Below are 19581 nucleotides of genomic sequence, written 5' to 3'. Positions count from 1 at the left end.
GCCGCCATTCTAGAATCGACCGCTTCGCACACCCCTCGCCAGCCGGCGCGGGGTGTTGTGCATTTTCATAAGGGTCTGCTCACACTATGCAAGGGGTCGCGAAGCTCGCCACAGCCCGCCCATCAAGGCGCGTGACGCCGTGCGTGCGTCCGCACGCACAAGGAGCGCAACGCCGAGGAGCGGGCTGTGGCGAGCTTCCCTTTGGGTTGCTTCGCAAAGGGGCCGTCTGCGGCGTTGCCCGCACTTGCAAGGCGCGAGCCTTGCTGCGCGCGGGCGCCTTGCAGCCAACCCCTTTGCGAAGCAACGCGACCCCTTGCATAGTGTGAGCAGACCCTAGGCATTCCATGGACCTCCCCCACCTCACGGCGGGCAAGCGATTCACGCTGCCGCGTCCTCCGTTGTCGGCCGATGCCCTGCTGCTGGCGCAGCTGGGCATGCGCGAGAAGGCCGCAGGCCGCGCCACCGCGATGTTCACGGCCGACGCCAACGACGCGCAGCGGCTGATCGACGAAATCGCCTTCTTCGCGCCCGAACTGCGCTGCGCCCTGTTCCCCGACTGGGAAACGCTGCCCTACGACAGCTTCTCCCCGCACCAGGACCTGATCAGCGAGCGGCTCGCCACGCTCTGGCGCATCAGCCAGAAAGAGGCCGACGTGGTGCTGGTGCCCGCCACCACCGCGCTCTATCGGCTGGCGCCGCCGGCCTTCCTGGCCGGCTACACCTTCCACTTCAAGGCCAAGCAGAAGCTCGAGGAATCGAAGCTCAAGGCCCAGCTCACGCTAGCCGGCTACAGCCACGTGACGCAGGTGGTAAGCCCGGGCGAATACGCGGTGCGCGGCGGCCTGATCGACCTGTTTCCCATGGGCTCGCCGGTGCCGTTCCGCGTCGACCTGTTCGACGACGAGATCGACTCCATCCGCACCTTCGATCCCGACACACAGCGCAGCCTCTACCCGGTGCCCGAAGTGCGGCTGCTGCCGGGCCGCGAGTTCCCGATGGACGACGACGCCCGCGCGCGCTTTCGCAGCCGCTGGCGCGAACTGCTCGAGGGCGACCCGACCAAGAGCCGCATCTACAAGGACATGGGCAACGGCGTGGCCACCGCCGGCATCGAGTACTACCTGCCGCTGTTCTTCGACGAAACGGCCACGGTGTTCGACTACCTGGGGGCGGACGCCACCGTGGTGCTGCATGGCGATCTCGAACCCGCGTTCCAGCATTTTTGGCAGGACACCAACGAGCGCTACCGGCTGGTGCAGGGCGACCCCGAACGTCCCGCGCTGCCGCCCGAGGCGCTGTTCCTGAGCGCCGAGCAGTTCTACCAGCGCGCCAAGCCGCACGCCCAACTGGCCATTCGAGGCGACGTCGCCACCGACACGCCCTACGCCGAGTTCGACAGGCTGCCGCCCTTCGCCGTGGTGCGCGGCGCCGAAGATCCGCTGGTCGGCCTCAAGGCCCACATCAAGGCCACGCCGCACCGCGTGCTGCTGATCGCCGAAAGCGAAGGCCGGCGCGAAAGCCTGCTCGACTTCCTGCGCGCCAGCGGCGTGAGCCCGCCGGCCTTCGATTCGCTGGCCGAGTTCGAAGCCTCGCCCGACGAGAAGATCGGCATCGCCACCGCCGCGCTGGCCTCGGGCTTCGCGTGGCGCGAGCAAGGCATCGACCTCGTCACCGAGACCGAGCTGTTCGCAACCGCGCCCACCACGCGCCGCCGCAACAAGAAGCAAGAGCAGGTCAGCGACGTCGAGGCGCTGATCAAGGACCTGTCGGAGCTCAACGTGGGCGATCCGGTGGTCCACACCGCGCACGGCATCGGCCGCTACCGCGGCCTGATCCACATGGACCTGGGCCAGGGCGTCGATGCCGAAGGCAAGCCGCTGCTGCAGGAAATGCTGCACCTGGAGTACGCCGACAAGGCCACGCTCTACGTGCCCGTGTCGCAGCTGCACCAGATCAGCCGCTACACCGGCGTCAGCGCCGACGAGGCTCCGCTGCACAGGCTGGGCTCGGGCCAATGGGAAAAGGCCAAGCGCAAGGCTGCCGAACAGGTGCGCGACTCGGCCGCCGAGCTGCTCAACATCTACGCCCGCCGCGCCGCGCGCGAAGGCCACGCCTTCCGCTATTCGGCGGCCGACTACGAGGTGTTCGCCAACGACTTCGGCTTCCAGGAAACCGCCGACCAGAAGGCCGCGATCCACGCCGTGGTGCAGGACATGATCTCGCCGCAGCCGATGGACCGCCTGGTCTGCGGCGATGTGGGCTTCGGCAAGACCGAAGTCGCCCTGCGCGCCGCCTTCATCGCGATCACCGGCGGCAAGCAGGTGGCGTTCCTCGCGCCCACCACCCTGCTGGCCGAGCAGCACTACCAGACGCTGGTCGACCGCTTCGCCAAGTGGCCGGTCAAGGTGGCCGAAATGAGCCGCTTCCGCTCGACCAAGGAGATCAACACGGCAGCCAAGGGCCTGGCCGAGGGCACGGTCGACATCGTGGTCGGCACGCACAAGCTGCTGTCGCCGTCGATCAAGTTCAAGAACCTGGGCCTGCTGATCATCGACGAGGAGCACCGTTTCGGCGTGCGCCACAAGGAGGCGATGAAGGCGATGCGCGCCGAGGTCGATGTGCTCACGCTCACCGCCACACCGATTCCGCGCACGCTGGGCATGGCGCTCGAAGGCCTGCGCGACCTGAGCGTGATCGCGACCGCGCCGCAGCGCCGCCTGGCCATCAAGACCTTCGTTCGCAACGAAGGCACCGGCGTGATCCGCGAAGCCGTGCTGCGCGAACTCAAGCGCGGCGGGCAGGTGTACTTCCTGCACAACGAGGTCGAGACCATCGAGAACCGCCGCCAGAAGCTCGAAGAGATCTTGCCCGAGGCCCGCATCGCCGTGGCCCACGGCCAGATGCCCGAGCGCGAGCTGGAGCGCGTGATGCGCGACTTCGTGGCGCAGCGCTACAACCTTCTGCTGTGCTCGACCATCATCGAGACCGGCATCGACGTGCCGACCGCCAACACCATCGTGATGAGCCGCGCCGACAAGTTCGGCCTGGCGCAGCTGCACCAGCTGCGCGGGCGCGTCGGCCGCTCGCACCACCAAGCCTATGCCTACCTGATGGTGCCGGACACCGAGGGCCTGACCAAGCAGGCGGCGCAGCGGCTCGACGCCATCCAGCAGATGGAAGAGCTGGGCTCGGGCTTCTACCTCGCGATGCACGACCTCGAAATTCGCGGCACCGGCGAAGTGCTGGGCGAGAACCAGAGCGGCAACATGATGGAGATCGGCTTCCAGCTCTACAACGAGATGCTGAGCGAAGCCGTGCGCGCGCTCAAGGCCGGACAGGAGCCCGACCTGCTGGCGCCGCTGTCGGTCACCACCGAGATCAACCTGCACGCGCCCGCCCTGCTGCCCGACGACTACTGCGGCGACGTGCACCTGCGCCTGTCGTTCTACAAGAAGCTGGCCACGGCGAAGACGCCGGAGCAGATCGACACGCTGCTCGAAGAAATCGTCGACCGTTTCGGCAAGCTGCCGCCGCAGGCGCAGACGCTGATCGACACGCACCGGCTGCGCGTGCTGGCGCGGCCCTATGGCGTGGTCAAGGTCGATGCGGCGCCGGGCATCATCCACATCACCTTCAAGAAAGATCCGCCGGTCGACTCGATGGCGATCATTCACCTGATCCAGAAGAACAAGCACATCAAGCTCGCGGGCAACGAGAAGCTGCGCATCGAGCGCGAGCTGAAAGAGCCCAAGGAGCGTGCGCAGATGGTGCGCGACGTGCTGCGCAGCCTCGGACAACCCATCGTCAAGGAAATCGTTCCCGCATGAGCGCTACAGAAATCTCTCCCGGCCTTGTCATCCAGCGCGTGAAGCCGCCGCTCGTGCTCGCCGATTTCAAGCTGATCGCGTTCGACATGGACTCGACGCTGATCAACATCGAATGCATCGACGAGATCGCCGATGCCGTGGGCAAAAAGGCCGAGGTAGCCGCGATCACCGAAGCCACGATGCGCGGCGAGATCAAGGACTTCAAGGAAAGCCTGCGGCGGCGCGTGGCGCTGCTGAAGGGCGTGCCGGTCGAAGCGCTGCAGCAGGTCTATGACCAGCGGCTGAAGCTCAACCCCGGCGCAACCGAACTGGTGGCCGCCTGCAAGAAGGCAGGGCTCAAGGTGCTGCTGGTGTCGGGCGGCTTCACCTTCTTTGCGAACCGCGTGAAGGACCGCCTGGGCATCGACTTCGCGCGCTCCAACCTGCTCGACGAGGCCGATGGCAAGCTCACCGGCCAGGTGGTGCAGCAAAGCTGGGGCGACATCTGCGACGGCGCCGAGAAGCGCCGCACGCTGCTCGAGGTGGCATCCCTGCTGGGCATTTCGCCGCAGGAAGCCATTGCCGTGGGCGACGGCGCGAACGACCTGCCGATGATGGGCGAAGCCGGTCTTTCGGTGGCCTACCACGCGAAACCGAAAGTCCGCGAACAGGCCATGGTGGCCATCAACGAAGGCGGGCTTGAACGGCTGTTGGAGCTCATGGAGTGAGAACTTCGTTTCAGGGCGCGATCACGCCGACGGGGTACCTTGCTCCGCGAATGTCCCCCGCCCTTCGGGCTCCTCCTTTATTTCGCTGCGCAAGGCACCCCATCGACGTGATCGTTATTCAGAGCGGTGGTTGATCAGCCAGCACAACAGCAGCGCCCATCGTGCACAGGGCACCGGGTGCTCCCCGCAGCGAAATCAAGGAGGGGCGTACCCGGTGGCCTGTGCACACGCCCTGAACAACAGCATCCAAACGAACACACACGCAAGCACCCCCGCAGAAAACAGCTTGATGGAGACCCGAGATGACTGACACAACCGCCCCGCTCTACCGCGCCGACGCGCTCAAGGACTACGCCAGCGCCTTACTGCAGAAGGCCGGGCTCGCCGCCCCGATGGCCGACGGCGTCGCCCGCACCCTGGTCGAAGGCGACCTGCTGGGCCACGACACGCACGGCCTCGCGCTGCTGGCCGGCTATGTGAAGGAGATCGAATCGGGCGGCATGACGCCGGGCGGCACGCCCGAGGTGCTGTCGGACCGCCCCGCCGCCGTGCTCTGGGACGGCAAGCGCCTGCCCGGCCCCTGGCTCATGGACCAGGGCATGGACCTGCTGATTCCGCGCGCCCGCGAACTCGGCACCGCCTCGCTCGTGATCCGCCGAAGCCACCACATCGCCTGCCTCGCCGTCTACATGCTGCGCGCGCTGCAGGAAGACATGCTGATGCTGCTCGCCTGCTCCGATCCCAACACCGCCAGCGTCGCGCCCTTCGGCGGCACGCAGGCCGTGTTCACGCCGAATCCGCTGGCCATGGGTTTTCCGCTCTCGCAAGGCGGCGTGATGGTCGACATCTCGGCCTCCATCACCACCAACGGCATGAGCAATCGCAAGCGCGCGGCCGGCGAGACTTTTGCGGAAGAGTGGCTGATCGACGCCGCCGGCAAGCCGTCGAACAACCCGCAGGTGCTGTTCGACCAGCCACCCGGCACGCTGCTGCCGGTGGGCGGACTGAGCCACGGGCACAAGGGCTACGGCATGGCGTTGCTGGTCGAGACGCTGACGGCCGGCCTCGCGGGCCATGGCCGCGCCGATCCGCCCGAAGGCTGGGGTGCGACGGTGCACGTCACGCTGCACGATCTGCATGCGTTCGGCGGCAAGGCCGCTTTCCTGCGCCAGATGGACCATGTGGCAGCCCAGTGCCGCAACAACACGCCGATCGATCCCGCAAGGCCCGTGCGGCTACCGGGCGAAGGCGGCTTGAAGCGCCGGGATGCGCAGTCGAAGAACGGGGTGCGCCTGCACCCGTCGATCGCGCGCTCGCTGCACGATGCGGAGCAGCGCCACGGGCTGCGGCTCGCGCAGGCGCTGCTCTGAGGGCGGGCTAGATTTCTTCGCGCGGCTCTTCTTGCGCCGGCTCCCCCGGGGCGCGCGGCTTGCGCTTGCCGGGCTTGGCCAGGATCTCGACATAGAACTGCTTGCCGCCTTCCTTGACGATGCCGTCGATCAGTCCGGTGATGGCCGACAGGTGCACGGCCTCGGCGGTTTCCGCCGAGGCGCCGAACCTGCAATCGAAGTCCCAGAAGTCGCTGCCTTCGGGCAACTCGCGGCGCCGTTCGCGCTTGATGTACTTGCGGATCTCGTGCTTGATGGCTTCGAGGAGGCGGTCGGGGTGCTTGCCCTCGACCTGAAGCTGAAAGGTTTTTCTCATGGTCGATCCTAACCCGCTGTCTGTGTACAGTCGGCGGTGGTTCAAACGAAAGCAGGTGAAGACATGGCGCGCGCAAACGACTGGGCAAGCAAGGTGATGGCATTGGTCAACGGTGGCAACGCATCGGCGGCCATCGCGCAGATCAAGGTCGCACCCTCGGTCAAGGACCTGAAGGCGCTGCAGACCATCATGACGCTATCGAAAATGAAAGGCCGCTATCCGAACGTGGATGCGGCCATTGCGGACAACCTGGCGCTGCTGGCCGCGCCGCGCCTGCACCGCTCGCCCTGATCCGGAGGCCTACAGCGCCTGGCCCAGGCGCTTCACGCCCTCTTCGATCTTGGCCACGTCGGCCGTCGCAAAGCTCAGCCGCAGCGTCGCCAGGTCGGGCTTCTCGGCATAGAACGGCGCCCCGGGCACGAAGGCCACGAGCTTCTCGATGGCGCGCTTGGCCAGTTCGTTCGCGTCGGCCAGCTTGCCGTTGGCGCCCGTGAGGCGGGCCCAGAAGAACAGGCCGCCCTGCGGCTGCGTGAAGCTCACCGCATCGCCCAGCTCGCGCTTGAGCGCCGCGCCCATGGCCTGCGCGCGCTGGCCGTACACCTCGCGCACGTGCGCCAGCGTGGCCGGCATGCGGCCGCTCTTGAGGTACTGCGCGGCCGTGGCCTGGGCAAAGGTGCTGGTGTGCGCATCGCTGAACTGCTTGCACATGGTGGCCTTGGCCAGCAGCTCGGCCGGCGCGATCATCCAGCCGATGCGCAGGCCCGGGCTCAGCACCTTGCTGAGGCTGCCGCAATGCGCGAGCAGCTCGCGGCTGCCCGGCACATCCTTGGCCAAAGCCAGGATCGACGGCGGCGGCGCTTCGCCGAAGTAGAGATCGCCGTAGGGGTCGTCCTCGACGATCAGCGTCTGGTACTTGACCGCGAGTTCGAGCACCTTCCTGCGGCGCTCCAGGCTCAGCATGGCGCCGCTCGGGTTGCCGAAGGTGGGAATCAGGTAGACAAACCTGGGCTTGTGCTCGGCGATGAGTTTTTCGAGCTCGTCGGTCTTCACGCCGTTGGCGTCGATGGGCGCGCTGATGAGCTGCGCGCCGTAGAGGCGAAAGCACTGGATGGTGGCCAGGAAGGTCGGGCCCTCGACGATCACCTTGTCGCCGGGCGAGATCATGGTCTTGCCCAGCAGGTCGAGCGCCTGCTGGCTGCCGGTGGTGACGATCAGGCCGCTGGGGTCCACATCGACGCCCTTGGTCTTCATGAAGGCGCTGAGCTGCGTGCGCAGCGGCTCGTAGCCTTCGGTGGCGCCGTATTGCAGCGCGCCGCCGGGCTCCTCGGCCAGCGCCTTCTGGCTCGCCTCCTTCAGGCCCTCGACGTCGAACATGGCGCTGTCGGGGAAGCCGCCCGCAAAGCTGATGATGCCGGGCTTGCCCAGCAGCTTGAAGAGTTCGCGGATGGCGGAGGTTTCGACGTTGTCGAGGCGGGAGGCGAATTGCATGGTCAATCTCACTTTCTGGGCCCATTGTCGCGAAAGCCGCGGGCAATAAAGCTGCGCAAGGCTATCGCCTTTCAACGATATATTGCGCCTGTCGCCGCGCTGCGCCACGCAGCGGACAAGCGCCGCCTCCCCAGAGCCCCATGAAAAAAGACAACATCCCCCTCTTCTTCTCCACCCTGCAGGCGGTCAATCCCACGCCCGAAACCGAACTCGAATACAGCACGCCCTTCGAACTGCTGGCCGCCGTGCTGCTCTCGGCGCAGGCCACCGACGTGGGCGTTAACAAGGCCACGCGCAAGCTGTTTCCGGTGGCGAACACGCCGCAGAAGATCCTCGACCTGGGCGTGGAAGGGCTGGAGGAATACATCAAGACCATCGGCCTTTACCGCAGCAAGGCCCGGCACCTGATCGAGGCCTGCCGCATGCTCGTGGAACTGCACGGCGGCGAGGTGCCCAGGTCGCGCGCCGAGCTGGAAGCGCTGCCCGGTGTCGGCCGCAAGACCGCCAACGTGGTGCTCAACGTGGCGTTCGGCGAGGCGACGATCGCGGTCGACACGCACATCTTCCGCGTGAGCAACCGCACCGGACTTGCGCCGGGCAAGACGGTGCTGGAGGTGGAACTCAAGCTCGAAAAACGCGTCCCAGTGGAATACCGGCTGCACGCGCACCACTGGTTGATCCTGCACGGCCGCTATATCTGCGTGGCGCGCACGCCGAAGTGTTGGGAATGCGCGGTGGCGCCCTATTGCGACTACAAGCCCAAGACACCGGCTCCGAAAAACGGCCCGAGGAGCACAGCATGACGACTTCGAAGAATCACGGCGCCTTCCTGGCCACGGCATTGTTCGCGGCAGCCATCCTGGTTCCGGCCGCTGCCTGGTCGCAGGGAAGCAAGGGCCTGCCGCCCGACGCCATGGCGCTCTATGGCGGGCGCTGGTCGACTTCGTGCGCCAATGCGGCCGCACCGACGGTGCAGGTCCACCAGGACATGTTGACCGTCGAGAGCAGCAATCGCCGCGTGGTGGGCCGCGAACCGGAAACAGCCCACAGTTTCTTCGGCAACAGCCAGCCGCCGGCCCACTTCGACGTCGCGTTGATGAGCACCGTCGACAAGGGTGGCGCCCTGACCTTTCTCGTCTACCGCGAGGCGCGCGGCCAGTCCATCACGCTGGATGCCGCGGGGCCGGTTGCGGCACAACTCGGGCCCGAGCTGATGAAGCTGCGCTATTGGCGGTGCGCCGGTGCGGCGCGGGCCGCGATACTGTCCGCGGAGTCGGCTGCGCCCACCACGCAGCTGACGCCGCCGACAGGCAGCCCTGCCGCGCTGGCGCAGGGTCCTGCGATGCAGAAAGCCTGGCGCGCGGCGTTGGGCGCCCGGGAAAACGACCGCTGGCTGGTGCGCCGGGAAGGCCCCGCACCGGAGCCGCAATGGGTGACCGTGGATGGCACGCGCTACCTGCTGCATGCCTTCTGCAAGCCGCACGACTGCCACGACAACAACGCGATCGCGCTCTACGACCAGGGTTCTGACCGCATTTACGGACTGGTGCAACGCAAGGGCAGAAACAGCCTGGTGGGCGCGCCACCGCAGGCGCTGGCACCGCAGCTGGAAAAGCTCTGGCGCGAGCAGTGGCGGCAGAAAAACTGAGCCGACCGAATCCTTCCGGGTCGCCGAGCCCCCGACGCACTACGCCAGGCGGGGCGCCTCGAAGGTCAGCCAGCGGCCGAACGCCAGGTCGCCCGCAGGCCAGTCGGCAGCGGCTTCGGGGCAGCGGATGCCGCGCTGCAGCAGCGTCACGGCGCGCAGCACCCCGGCATGGGTGACCCAGAGCGCATCGCCTTCGCCCGACAGCCACTCGTCGTGCGCGGCGGCTGTGCGATGCATGAACGCGCGCACGCTCTCGCCGTTCGCACCGGCCATCGCGTCGGCGAAATTCCCGGTCCAGGCTTCGAACTCCTCGCGCGCGATGGCGGACCACGGCCGCCCTTCCCACGCGCCGAAACTCATCTCGGCCAGGCGGGCGTCGTGCTGCACCGCCAGCTCCGGGCGCAATGCCGCAATGGCGTCGGCCAGCGCCGCGCAGCGCCGCAGCGGCGAACTGCGCAGCACGATGCCGGCGGGCAGCAAGGGAGCGATGCGCTGCGCGGCGGCCAGCGTGGCTTGCGCATCCGCTTCGAGGTCGGTGGCTCCGTAGCAAAGCCCGGGCTCCGCAAGCACGGGCGCATGGCGCAGCAGCCAGAGTTTTTTGCCGTTCGCGCTCATGCCTGCCAAGCAAGTGCGAGGTAGACCGCCAGTTCGCAGACCTGCTGGGTGGCGCCCAGGCCATCGCCCGTGAAGCCCTGCAGGCGCCGCCGGAAGAAACGCGCCATCCAGCCCGCGGCCAGAACGAGCGCGGCAAGCGCGGCGCCCACATGCACGGCGTCATGCGCGCACAGCAAGAGCGCCACGGCGGGAACCGACCAGGCCACAGCGATGAACAATGCGCCGCCGCTGATCGCATCGGCCAAGGGCTTGGCTTTGCTCGCACCGCTGTCGCCCACGTACGGCAGCCAACGGATCAGGAACAGCGGCGCCAGCCGCGACAGCACATGCGCGCCGACGATGGCACCGGCCACAGCCTGCGCGCCCTGCCCCGCCATCGACGCGAGCAGCGCGGCCTTGAGGCCGAGTGCCAGCACCAACGCAATGGCGCCGAAGGCACCGATGCGCGAATCTTTCATGATCTCGAGGGCGCGGGTGCGGTCGGCCGATCCACCCAGGCCATCGGCCACGTCGGCCAGTCCGTCTTCGTGAAAGGCGCCGGTCAGCAGCACCGTTGCGGCCATGCTCAGCAGCGCCGCGGCCAGTGCACCGGCCACACCCGGCAAGCCCTGCAGCGCCAGCACGAAAACGGCTGCGCCCACGCCGCCCACGAGCCAGCCCACGCCCGGAAAGTGCGCCGCACTTGCACGCAGCATCTGCGGGCTGAAGCCGATCCACTCGGCCAGCCGGCCGGTCACTGGCACGCGCGTGAAGAACTGCAGCGCCAGCAGGTAGTGGCGGACACCGTTCATGAGGTTCAACTGTCCTTGCGCGACACGCCGGCGGCTTCGAAGCTGGCCATCTCGCGCAGGATGCGGCAGGCCGATTCGAGCAGCGGCCAGGCCAGCGCGCCGCCCGAGCCTTCGCCAAGGCGCAGGTCCAGGTTCAGCAAGGGCTCCAGGCCGAGGTGCTTCAGCAACAGCGCATGCCCGGGTTCCGCCGAACTGTGCGCGGCCACGCAGCGCTGTGCCACATGCGGCTGCAGCGCCTGTGCGACGAGCACCGCGGCGCTCGCGATGAAGCCATCGACCACGATCACGCGCCGCTCCTGCGCCGCCTGCAGTACCGCGCCCACCAGCGTGGCAATCTCGAAGCCGCCGAACGCCGCGAGTGCGTCGAGCGGCTCGCTCGCAGCCGCATGCAGCGCCAGCACTTCGCGCAGCACCGCCCGCTTGCGCGCCAGCCCCGCGGCGTCGAGGCCGGTGCCGGAGCCGGTGCAGCCGTCGATGTCCAGACCCGCGAGCCGCGCAAGCAGCAGCGCCGCGGCCGAGCTGTTGCCGATGCCCATCTCGCCGAGCAGCAAGGCATTGCCCGGCAGTGCGCGCACCACCTCGCGGCCGTTGGCAATGGCTTGCATGCATTGCGCCGGCGTCATGGCCGGGCCGGCCGATGCGTCGGCCGTGCCGGCGGCGATGCGGCGCGACACCAGCCCCGGGCGGGCCTGGAAGTCGCGCCGCACGCCGCAGTCGACCACCGTGAGCGCCAGCCCATGCTGGCGCGCCAGCACGCTGACCGCCGCGCCGCCGGCCAGGAAGTTCTCGACCATCTGCCAGGTCACGTCGCTCGGAAAGGCCGAGACGCCCCGTGCCGCCAGGCCATGGTCGCCCGCGCACACCAGCATCTGGGGTGCTTCGAGCACCGGCATTTCGCTGCCCAGGACGAGGCCGATCCGCAAGGCCAGGCTCTCGAGCCGGCCGAGCGCGCCGAGCGGCTTGGTCTTGTTGTCGAGCGCCGCCTGCAGGCGCGCCGCAAGGGCGCCGTCGTGGATGTCGGAAATGGAAGGAATGGTTTGGTTGTTGTCGGTCATGCGATCAGGCCTTGCAGTACGCCGGCCTCGAAGTGGTTGTCAATGAAATCGGCCAGGCCGTCGAAGGTGGCGTCGAGCGTGGGTACCGCTGCGCCGAAGAGCGCGTGCAGCGCGGCCGCGTCTTCGAACAGGCCGTGCAGGTAGAGACCCAGCACGTTGCCGCGCGCGTTCTGCCAGGCCAGGCCCTCGGGCATCACGGCACGGCCGTCCTGCGCCATCTGCGGATGGATGGCGGTCTGGCCGTGATGGATCTCGTAGCCGGCCACCGGCACGTTCGAAAGCGCTGCCCATGCGCCGCCCAGTTGGCCGAAGACGGCAGCCCGGTGGCGCACGGTTTTTTCGCGCTCGAACACGGTCACCAGCGGCAGCAGGCCCAGGCCGGGCGCATTGCCGTCGATGCCGTGCGGATCGACCAGTGCCTCGCCCAGCATCTGCAGGCCGCCGCAGACGCCCAGCACGGCACCGCCGCCGGCCGCATGTGCGGCGATGGCGCGGTCCAAGCCCTGCGCGCGCAGCCACGCGAGATCGCCGCTGGTGTGCTTGGAACCGGGCAGCACGATCCAGTCGGCGCCGGCCAGGTCCGCCGGCGTGCGCGCCCAGGCCAGGCGCAGGCCGGGCACGTTCTTGAGCGGCTGGAACTCGTCGAGATTGCTGATGCGCGGATAGGCCACGACGGCCACGGTGCGGGTCACGGCACCGCTCGCACCGAGCGTGGGGGTCCAACTGGTCCGGTCATCGAACACGCCGTCTTCTTCCGGCAGGCCGTGCTGCCACCACATCGGCAGCGTTGCGACGGTGGCGATGCCGGTGAGCGACTGCAGTTGCTGCGGCGCCGGCGCCAGCAGCGAGGCATCGCCGCGGAACTTGTTGAGCACGAAGCCGCGCAGCAGCGCGCGGTCACTCTCGGGCATCAATGCCCAGGTGCCGTACAGATGCGCAAAGGCGCCGCCGCGGTCGATGTCGGTCACCAGCAGGCAGCGGGCGTCCGCATGGCGGGCCACGCGCAGGTTGACGATGTCGCTCGCCATCAGGTTGATCTCGGCCGGCGAGCCGGCGCCTTCGATCACCACCACGTCGTTCTCGGCGCGCAGCGCGTCTAGCGCCTCTGCGATCTGCGGCCAGACGCGCTCGCTGCGCCCGCGCCAGGGCATGGCCGTGAGTTCCGCGCTCACCTGCCCCATCAGCACCACCTGGCTGTGGGTGTCGCGCTCGGGCTTGAGCAGCAGCGGGTTCATGCGCACGTCGGGCACGGCGCGCGCGGCCAGCGCCTGGAAGTACTGCGCGCTGCCGATTTCGCCGCCGTCGACCACGCGGGCGTTGTTGCTCATGTTCTGCGCCTTGAACGGCGCCACCTTGAGGCCCTGGCGCGCATACCAGCGGCACAGCGCAGTGGCCAGCCAGCTCTTGCCGGCGCCACTGGTCGTGCCCAGAACCATCACGCATCGGGTTGTCATGCGGCTATTGTCCGTTGTCGCCGCAGCCCTCTTCCGGCAGCCGCCAAGAGGCAAAGAAAAAGGGGCTTGCGCCCCTTGGTGTTTCTTTCAGCGCGCCGCGGTCCGTACCGCGCCAGCCCCGTCCTGGGGCTGCGCCTCTGCGGTGGCGGCCGGCACCTCCCAGCCGCCGCCGATGGCGCGGATCAGCCCCACGGCCGCCTGGTACTGCGCCGACTTCACCTGCAGCGCCTGGCGCCGGTTGCGCAATTCGCTGCGGCGGGCGTCGAGCAGGTCGAGCTGGCTGATGTAGCCGTTGCGGTAGCGCGTGTCCGACAGGCTGGTCGCGCGCTGGGCCGACGTGACGGCCTGCGCCTGCACGGTCGACTGGTCCTGCAGGATGCGGATGGCGGACAGTTGGTCTTCGACCTCCTGGAACGCCACCAGCACCTGGCTGCGGTAGTTCGCAAGCGCGCCGTCGAGCTGGGCGTTGGCGCCCTGCACGCCGGCTTCGCGGCGGCCGCCGTCGAAGATCGGCAGCGAGAGCAGCGCACCTACGCCCCACGAGCGGGCCGACCACTTGAACAGGTCGCCGATCTCGGGCGATGCGTAGCCGGCCGCGCCAGTCAGCGAGATGTCCGGAAACCACGCCGCCTGCGCCACGCCCACGCGCGCCTGCGCCGCCAGCACCGCGTTCTGTGCGGCCGACACGTCCGGGCGGCGCGTCAGCACCGTGGCCGGCACACCGGGCGGAATGGCCGGCAGCGCGGTGGCCCAGTCGTCGGTGCGCAGGCCGAAGCTCGAGGCCGAGTCGCCCACCAGCACCGCCAGCGCATGCTCGACCTGGGCGCGCTGCCGGTCGAGCGCGAGCGCATCCGATTCGGTGGACGACACCTCGGTCTGCACGCGCGCCACGTCGAGCTCGGCGATGTCGCCGGCCTGCTGCCGGCGCTGCGTCAGGCGCAGCGTGTCGCGGTAGGCCTCGACCTGCTCGCGCACCAGGGCGCGCTCGGCATCGAGCGCGCGCAGCTGCAGGTAGGTCTGGGCCACCTCGGCCTGCACCGCGAGGCGCGTGCTCTGCAGCAGTGCCTCGCGGCTCTGCGCATCGAGCTTGGCCGCATTGCTCGCGCCCGAGAGGCGGCCGAACAGGTCGACTTCGTACGAGAACGTGGCGCCGATGTTGGTCATGGTGGCCGGCTTGGTGCTGGCCATGGCCTTGTCGAGGCCCGCGCCGCGGTTGGCGCCCGCGCCCAGGCCGATCTGCGGCATGCGGTCGGCGTTGGCGCTGCGCGCCAGTGCGCGGGCCTCGGCCAGCCGCGCCGCCGCGGCCTGGATGTTGTTGTTGTTGACGTCGGCCTTCTCGACCAGCGCATTGAGCACCGGGTCGTTGAATGCCAGCCACCAGGCGCCGCGCGCCTGCGCTTCGGAAGGCGCGGCACGCGTCCAGCCCGCCGGCGGGGCGGCGCCCTGCTCCTTGAACTGGGCGGTGGTCTGGATCTCCGGCACGCCGGAAGGCACGCTCGCGCAGCCGGCCAGCGCCAGGGCTGCGACCAACGGCAGCAGAGCGTTGCGGACCAAAGGTTGAAATGCGAATTTCATGATGAACTTTCTTCTTGATCGACCATGCAATCAGTCGTGCGAAGGACGCGGCGAGGCCGGCACCGGATGCAGCCCGCCGCCGCCCGAACCGCCGTGGGACGACGGTGCCGAGGCGACCGGATGGCCCGCCGAGACGAACTCCTCGCCATGCGGCACTTCGCCATGGAGCTTGAGCGCGCGGTTGCCCGCCAGGCGGCGCAGCAGCACATAGAACACCGGCGTGAGGAACAGGCCGAAGGCCGTCACGCCGATCATCCCGGCGAACACCGCCACGCCCATCGCCTTGCGCATTTCCGAGCCCGCGCCACTCGACAGGACCAGGGGCAGCACGCCCATCACAAAGGCCAGCGAGGTCATGAGGATCGGGCGCAGGCGCAGGCGGCTGGCTTCGATCGCGGCTTGTATGGGCGTTCGGCCGGCGAACTCGAGCTCGCGCGCAAACTCCACGATCAGGATCGCGTTCTTCGCACTCAGCCCCACCAGCACGATCAACCCGATCTGCGTGAAGACGTTGTTGTCACCCCCCGATATCCATACCCCGGTCATCGCGGCCAGGATGCCCATGGGCACGATCAGGATGATGGCGATCGGCAGCGTCAGGCTCTCGTACTGCGCGGCCAGCACCAGGAACACCAGCAGGATGGCCAGCGGGAACACCAGGAAGGCGGAGTTGCCGGCCAGGATTTCCTGGTAGGTCAGCTCGGTCCACTCGAAGCTCACGCCCTTGGGCAGCGTCTCGGCCGCGATCTTGGTGATCACGTCCTGCGCCTGGCCCGACGAATAGCCGGGGGCCGGGCCGCCGTTGATGTCGGCGGCCAGGTAGCCGTTGTAGCGCATGGCGCGTTCCGGACCGAAGGTCGAGTTGACCTTCATCAGCGCGGCCAGCGGCACCATCTCGCCCGTGGTCGAGCGCACCTTCAGCATGCCCACGTCTTCGGCACGGGCGCGGTAAGGCGCATCGGCCTGCACGCGCACGCTGTAGGTGCGGCCGAACTTGTTGAAGTCGTTCGCATACAGGCTGCCGAGGTAGATCTGCATGGTGTCGAAGATGTCCGTCACCGGCACGCCGAGCTGGCGCGCCTTGGTGCGGTCGATGTCGGCATACAGCTGCGGCACGTTGACCTGCCAGCTCGTGAACATGCCCGTGAGCTCTGGCGCGGCCTGCGCCTTGGCCATGAAGGCCTTCACTGCGGCGTCCATCTGGTCGTAGCCGACCGAGGCGCGGTCTTCGATCTGCAGCTTGAAGCCGCCCGTGGTGCCCAGGCCCGCCACCGGCGGCGGCGGGAACATCACGATGAACGCGTCCTGGATGCTGGCGAAGGCACCGTTGAGCTGCCCGGCCACCGCACCGCCGCTCTGGTCGGCGCGCTTGCGCTGGTCGAAGGGCTTGAGCGTGGCGAACACGATGCCCGAGTTCGAGCTGTTGGTGAAGCCGTTGATCGACAGGCCCGGGAAGGCAATGGCGTCTTCCACGTTCGGGTTCTTCTTCATGATCTCGCCCATGCGCTGGATCACTTCGTCGGTGCGGTCGAGCGTGGCGCCGTCGGGCAGTTGGGCGAAACCGATCAGGTATTGCTTGTCCTGCGCCGGCACGAAGCCGCTGGGCACGGCCTTGAAGAGGCCGAAGGTCACGCCGATCAGCGCGAGGTAGATCACCAGCATCAGCGTCTTGCGCGAGATCACGCTCTTGACGCCGCCGCTGTAGGCTTCCGAACCACGGCTGAAGAGCCTGTTGAAGCCGCGGAACAGCCAGCCGAACACCTTGTCCATGCCGCGCGTCAGCGCGTCCTTGGGCGCGTCGTGGCCGCGCAGCAGCAAGGCGGCGAGCGCGGGCGACAGCGTGAGCGAGTTGATCGCCGAGATCACCGTCGAGATCGCAATGGTCACCGCGAACTGGCGATAGAACTGGCCCGTGAGGCCGCTGATGAAGGCCAGCGGCACGAACACGGCCACCAGCACCAGCGCGATCGCGATGATGGGTCCGGACACTTCGCGCATCGCGCGGTAAGTGGCTTCACGCGGCGTGAGCCCCGCCTCGATGTTGCGCTCGACGTTCTCCACCACCACGATGGCGTCGTCCACCACGATGCCGATCGCCAGCACCAGCCCGAACAGGCTCAGCGCGTTGATCGAGAAACCGAGGATGTGCAGCACCGCGAAGGTGCCGATCACCGACACCGGCACGGCCAGCAGCGGAATGATCGACGCGCGCCAGGTCTGCAGGAACAGGATCACGACCAGCACCACCAGCATGATGGCTTCGAGCAGCGTGTGGATCACCGATTCGATGGACGCGCGCACGAACTGCGTCGGGTCGTAGGCGATGCGGTATTCCAGGCCTTCGGGCATGTTCTTGTTGAGCTCGGCCATCGTCTTGCGCACGTTGGACGAGATGTCTAGCGCGTTGGAGCCCGGCGCCTGGAACACGCCCATGCCGACGGCCGGGTCGTTGTTCAGGAGCGAACGCAGCGAGTAGTCGGCGGCGCCCATCTCCAGCCGGCCGATGTCGCGCAGGCGGGTCACGGCGCCGTCGGTGCCGCTCTTGACGATGATGTCGCCGAACTCTTCCTCGCTCTGCAGACGCCCTTGCGCATTGATCGACAGCTGCATGTCCACGCCCGACAGGCCCGGCGAAGCGCCGACCACGCCGGCCGCGGCCTGCACGTTCTGGCCGCGGATGGCAGCCACCACGTCGCTCGCCGAGAGGCCGCGCTGCGCGACCTTCTGCGGATCGAGCCAGACCCGCATCGAGTAGTCGCCGCCGCCGAAGATCTGCACCTGGCCCACGCCTTCGATGCGCGCGAGCGGGTCCTTCACGTTCAGCACCGCGTAGTTGCGCAGGTAGTTGATGTCGTAGCGGTTGTTCGGCGAAACGAGGTGGACCACCATCGTCAGGTCGGGTGCGCTCTTGACGGTCGTGATGCCGAGCCGGCGCACTTCTTCCGGCAGGCGCGGCTCGGCTTGCGAGACGCGGTTCTGCACCAGCTGCTGTGCCTTGTCGGGATCGGTGCCGAGGCGGAAGGTGACGGTGAGCGTGAGCACGCCGTCGGTGGTCGCCTGGCTGCCCATGTAGAGCATGCCTTCGACGCCGTTGATCTGCTCTTCGAGCGGCGTGGCCACGGTTTCGGCAATCACCTTCGGGTTGGCGCCCGGATACTGGGCGCGCACCACCACCGAGGGCGGCGCGACTTCCGGGTACTCGGAAATCGGCAGCCCGCGCAGTGCGATCAGGCCGGCTATCAGTATCAACAGCGACAGCACGCCGGCAAAGATCGGCCGGTCGATGAAGAATTTAGAGAGATTCATGTTGTTTCTCCGGCGAGCGCCAGGGCGCTCCCCTCCGAGTTCAGGACTTCGCGGCTTCCGCGACGCGTTCCGGTTGTTGTTGCTTGGGGTCCGCCTTGGCGTCCATCGTCACGTTCTGCGGCACCACCAGCGCACCCGGGCGGATGTGCTGCAGGCCGTTGACCACCACGCGATCGCCGGCCTTCAGGCCCTTGCTCACGACACGCAGCCCGTTGATCGATGCGCCGAGCGTGACTTCGCGGTAGACCGCCTTGTTGTCCTCGCCCACCACCATCACGAACTTCTTGTTCTGGTCGGTGCCGATGGCGCGTTCGCTCACCAGCAGCGCGGAGTCGTTGCGCGCCTGGCCCATGCGGATGCGGGCGAACTGGCCGGGAATGAGCGCGCCGTCCTTGTTGTCGAAGGAGGCACGCACACGCACCGTGCCGCTGCGCGCATCGACCTGGTTGTCGATCAGCTGCAGCTTGCCGTTGAAGGGCGTGCCATCGAGGCCGGCGGTGCCCATCTGCACGGGAATGCTCTCGATCTGGCCGCGGGCACTGGAGCCGCTCGGCAGGTCCTTCAGGGCCCGCGTGATCACCTGCTCGTCGGCGTCGAAGCTCGCATAGATCGGGCTCACCGACACCAGCGTGGTCAGCACCGGCGCGCCGGGGCCGGCGGCCACCAGGTTGCCCACCGTCACCTCGATCCTGCCGATGCGGCCCGGCACGGGAGCACGCACCTGCGTGTAGCCCAGGTTCAGCCGCGCCGACTGCAGCGAGGCTTGCGCGGCACGCAGGTTGGCTTCGGCTTCGCGGGCGGCGTTCACGCGCTCGTCGTATTCGCGCTGGGCGATGGCCTGCTCGTCCCACAGGCGCTTGGCGCGTTCCTGTTCGCTGCGGCTGAAGGCCTGGCGAGCTTGGGCCGACGCCACCTGCGCTTCGGCGCGTTCCACTTCGGCCGCGTACGGCGCGGGGTCGATGGTGATCAGCAGGTCGCCCTGCTTCACCAGTGCGCCTTCGCGGAAGTGCACCGCCTGCACGGCCCCCGCCACGCGGGAACGCACGTCGACGCGCTGCACCGCCTCGAGCCGGCCCGAGAACTCGTCCCAGGCATTGATCTCGCTCGAAGCCACGGTCGCGACCGACACCGGCGTGCCCTGCTGCGCCGCGGCGGGTGCCGTGGCCTCAGCCTTGAAGCTGTGCATGCCGAGCACCGCGGCGGCCACCGCCAGCAGTGCGGTAAGGCCGGTTACTGCGGGCCACAGGCCCTTGCGGGCGACGGAAGAAAGTTTTTGCTTGTTGTTCGACATGATGGTTCGTCCTTCTCGATGACTTTTTGGGATGCAACAGGCCACCCCGGCGCTTTTGGCGCCAGGAGGCGGAACTCGAAAATGACCGGGGTTACCGGTGGGCCCAGGGGCGTCGTCGCG

The 19581-nt window shown here is 68.2% G+C and carries 15 protein-coding genes; 6 read left to right on the top strand and 9 right to left on the bottom strand.

The features are described 5' to 3' along the window. Positions 1-344: 344 nt before the first annotated feature. From mfd to QFZ47_RS24880, 3 genes are all read left to right on the top strand, one after another. The gene (gene mfd, locus QFZ47_RS24890; protein WP_307658179.1) at positions 345-3827 is read left to right on the top strand and encodes a transcription-repair coupling factor; all 3483 of its coding nucleotides are present in this window, start codon (positions 345-347) and stop codon (positions 3825-3827) included. Then, the gene (gene serB, locus QFZ47_RS24885) at positions 3824-4534 is read left to right on the top strand and encodes a phosphoserine phosphatase SerB (protein WP_307658178.1); all 711 of its coding nucleotides are present in this window, start codon (positions 3824-3826) and stop codon (positions 4532-4534) included. The genes mfd and serB overlap by 4 nt, the downstream gene beginning before the upstream one ends. A gap of 302 nt (positions 4535-4836) precedes the next feature. Then, positions 4837-5904 (top strand): Ldh family oxidoreductase, encoded by a 1068-nt coding sequence (locus QFZ47_RS24880; RefSeq protein ID WP_307658177.1) that lies wholly within the window; start codon positions 4837-4839, stop codon positions 5902-5904. A 7-nt stretch (positions 5905-5911) separates the two neighbouring features. Here QFZ47_RS24880 and QFZ47_RS24875 read toward each other — a convergent pair whose 3' ends face one another. Then, positions 5912-6238, bottom strand: coding sequence for a DUF6172 family protein (locus QFZ47_RS24875; protein WP_307658176.1), 327 nt, complete (start codon positions 6236-6238; stop codon positions 5912-5914). A 63-nt stretch (positions 6239-6301) separates the two neighbouring features. Between QFZ47_RS24875 and QFZ47_RS24870 the strand changes: the two genes are divergently transcribed. Further along, positions 6302-6529 carry a hypothetical protein gene (locus QFZ47_RS24870; protein WP_012747682.1) on the top strand — a complete coding sequence of 76 codons (228 nt, stop codon included), beginning with the start codon at positions 6302-6304 and terminating at the stop codon, positions 6527-6529. Between the two features lie 9 nt (positions 6530-6538). Here the strand turns inward: QFZ47_RS24870 and QFZ47_RS24865 are convergent, their stop codons facing one another. Continuing rightward, on the bottom strand, positions 6539-7726 hold the full coding sequence (locus QFZ47_RS24865) for an aminotransferase-like domain-containing protein (protein ID WP_307658175.1): 1188 nt from the start codon (positions 7724-7726) through the stop codon (positions 6539-6541). Positions 7727-7866: 140 nt separating this feature from the next. Here QFZ47_RS24865 and nth point away from each other — a divergent pair, with 140 nt between their 5' ends. Beyond that, entirely contained in the window at positions 7867-8529 is a 663-nt protein-coding gene (gene nth, locus QFZ47_RS24860) for an endonuclease III (RefSeq protein WP_307658174.1), read from the top strand. Beyond that, a complete protein-coding gene (locus QFZ47_RS24855) occupies positions 8526-9374 on the top strand; it encodes an Ivy family c-type lysozyme inhibitor (RefSeq protein ID WP_307658173.1) in 849 nt (282 codons plus the stop codon). Before nth ends, QFZ47_RS24855 begins: the two co-directional genes overlap by 4 nt. Before the next feature lie 39 nt (positions 9375-9413). On the opposite strand, the gene QFZ47_RS24850 is transcribed toward QFZ47_RS24855, so the two are convergent. From QFZ47_RS24850 to QFZ47_RS24820, 7 genes are all read right to left on the bottom strand, one after another. Continuing rightward, entirely contained in the window at positions 9414-9989 is a 576-nt protein-coding gene (locus QFZ47_RS24850; protein ID WP_307658172.1) for a histidine phosphatase family protein, read from the bottom strand. Next, complete coding sequence (locus QFZ47_RS24845) at positions 9986-10780, bottom strand: adenosylcobinamide-GDP ribazoletransferase (RefSeq protein ID WP_307658171.1); 795 nt, start codon at positions 10778-10780, stop codon at positions 9986-9988. The genes QFZ47_RS24850 and QFZ47_RS24845 overlap by 4 nt, the downstream gene beginning before the upstream one ends. 5 nt (positions 10781-10785) lie before the next feature. Further along, on the bottom strand, positions 10786-11835 hold the full coding sequence (cobT, locus tag QFZ47_RS24840) for a nicotinate-nucleotide--dimethylbenzimidazole phosphoribosyltransferase (RefSeq protein WP_307658170.1): 1050 nt from the start codon (positions 11833-11835) through the stop codon (positions 10786-10788). Then, complete coding sequence (locus QFZ47_RS24835) at positions 11832-13289, bottom strand: cobyric acid synthase (RefSeq protein ID WP_307658169.1); 1458 nt, start codon at positions 13287-13289, stop codon at positions 11832-11834. Before QFZ47_RS24835 ends, cobT begins: the two co-directional genes overlap by 4 nt. A gap of 87 nt (positions 13290-13376) precedes the next feature. Then, a complete protein-coding gene (locus QFZ47_RS24830; protein ID WP_307658168.1) occupies positions 13377-14864 on the bottom strand; it encodes an efflux transporter outer membrane subunit in 1488 nt (495 codons plus the stop codon). A gap of 30 nt (positions 14865-14894) precedes the next feature. Next, positions 14895-18170, bottom strand: a complete 3276-nt coding sequence (locus QFZ47_RS24825; protein WP_307658167.1) for an efflux RND transporter permease subunit — start codon at positions 18168-18170, stop codon at positions 14895-14897. Positions 18171-18210: 40 nt separating this feature from the next. Next, a complete protein-coding gene (locus QFZ47_RS24820; protein WP_307658166.1) occupies positions 18211-19461 on the bottom strand; it encodes an efflux RND transporter periplasmic adaptor subunit in 1251 nt (416 codons plus the stop codon). Positions 19462-19581: the final 120 nt, after the last annotated feature.

It is taken from the genome of Variovorax paradoxus, from assembly GCF_030815975.1.
GTDB classification, from domain to species: Bacteria; Pseudomonadota; Gammaproteobacteria; order Burkholderiales; family Burkholderiaceae_C; genus Variovorax; species Variovorax paradoxus_N.
The sequence above is the reverse complement of the archived record's forward strand: the minus strand, read 5'-3'. Positions and strand labels throughout refer to the sequence as shown.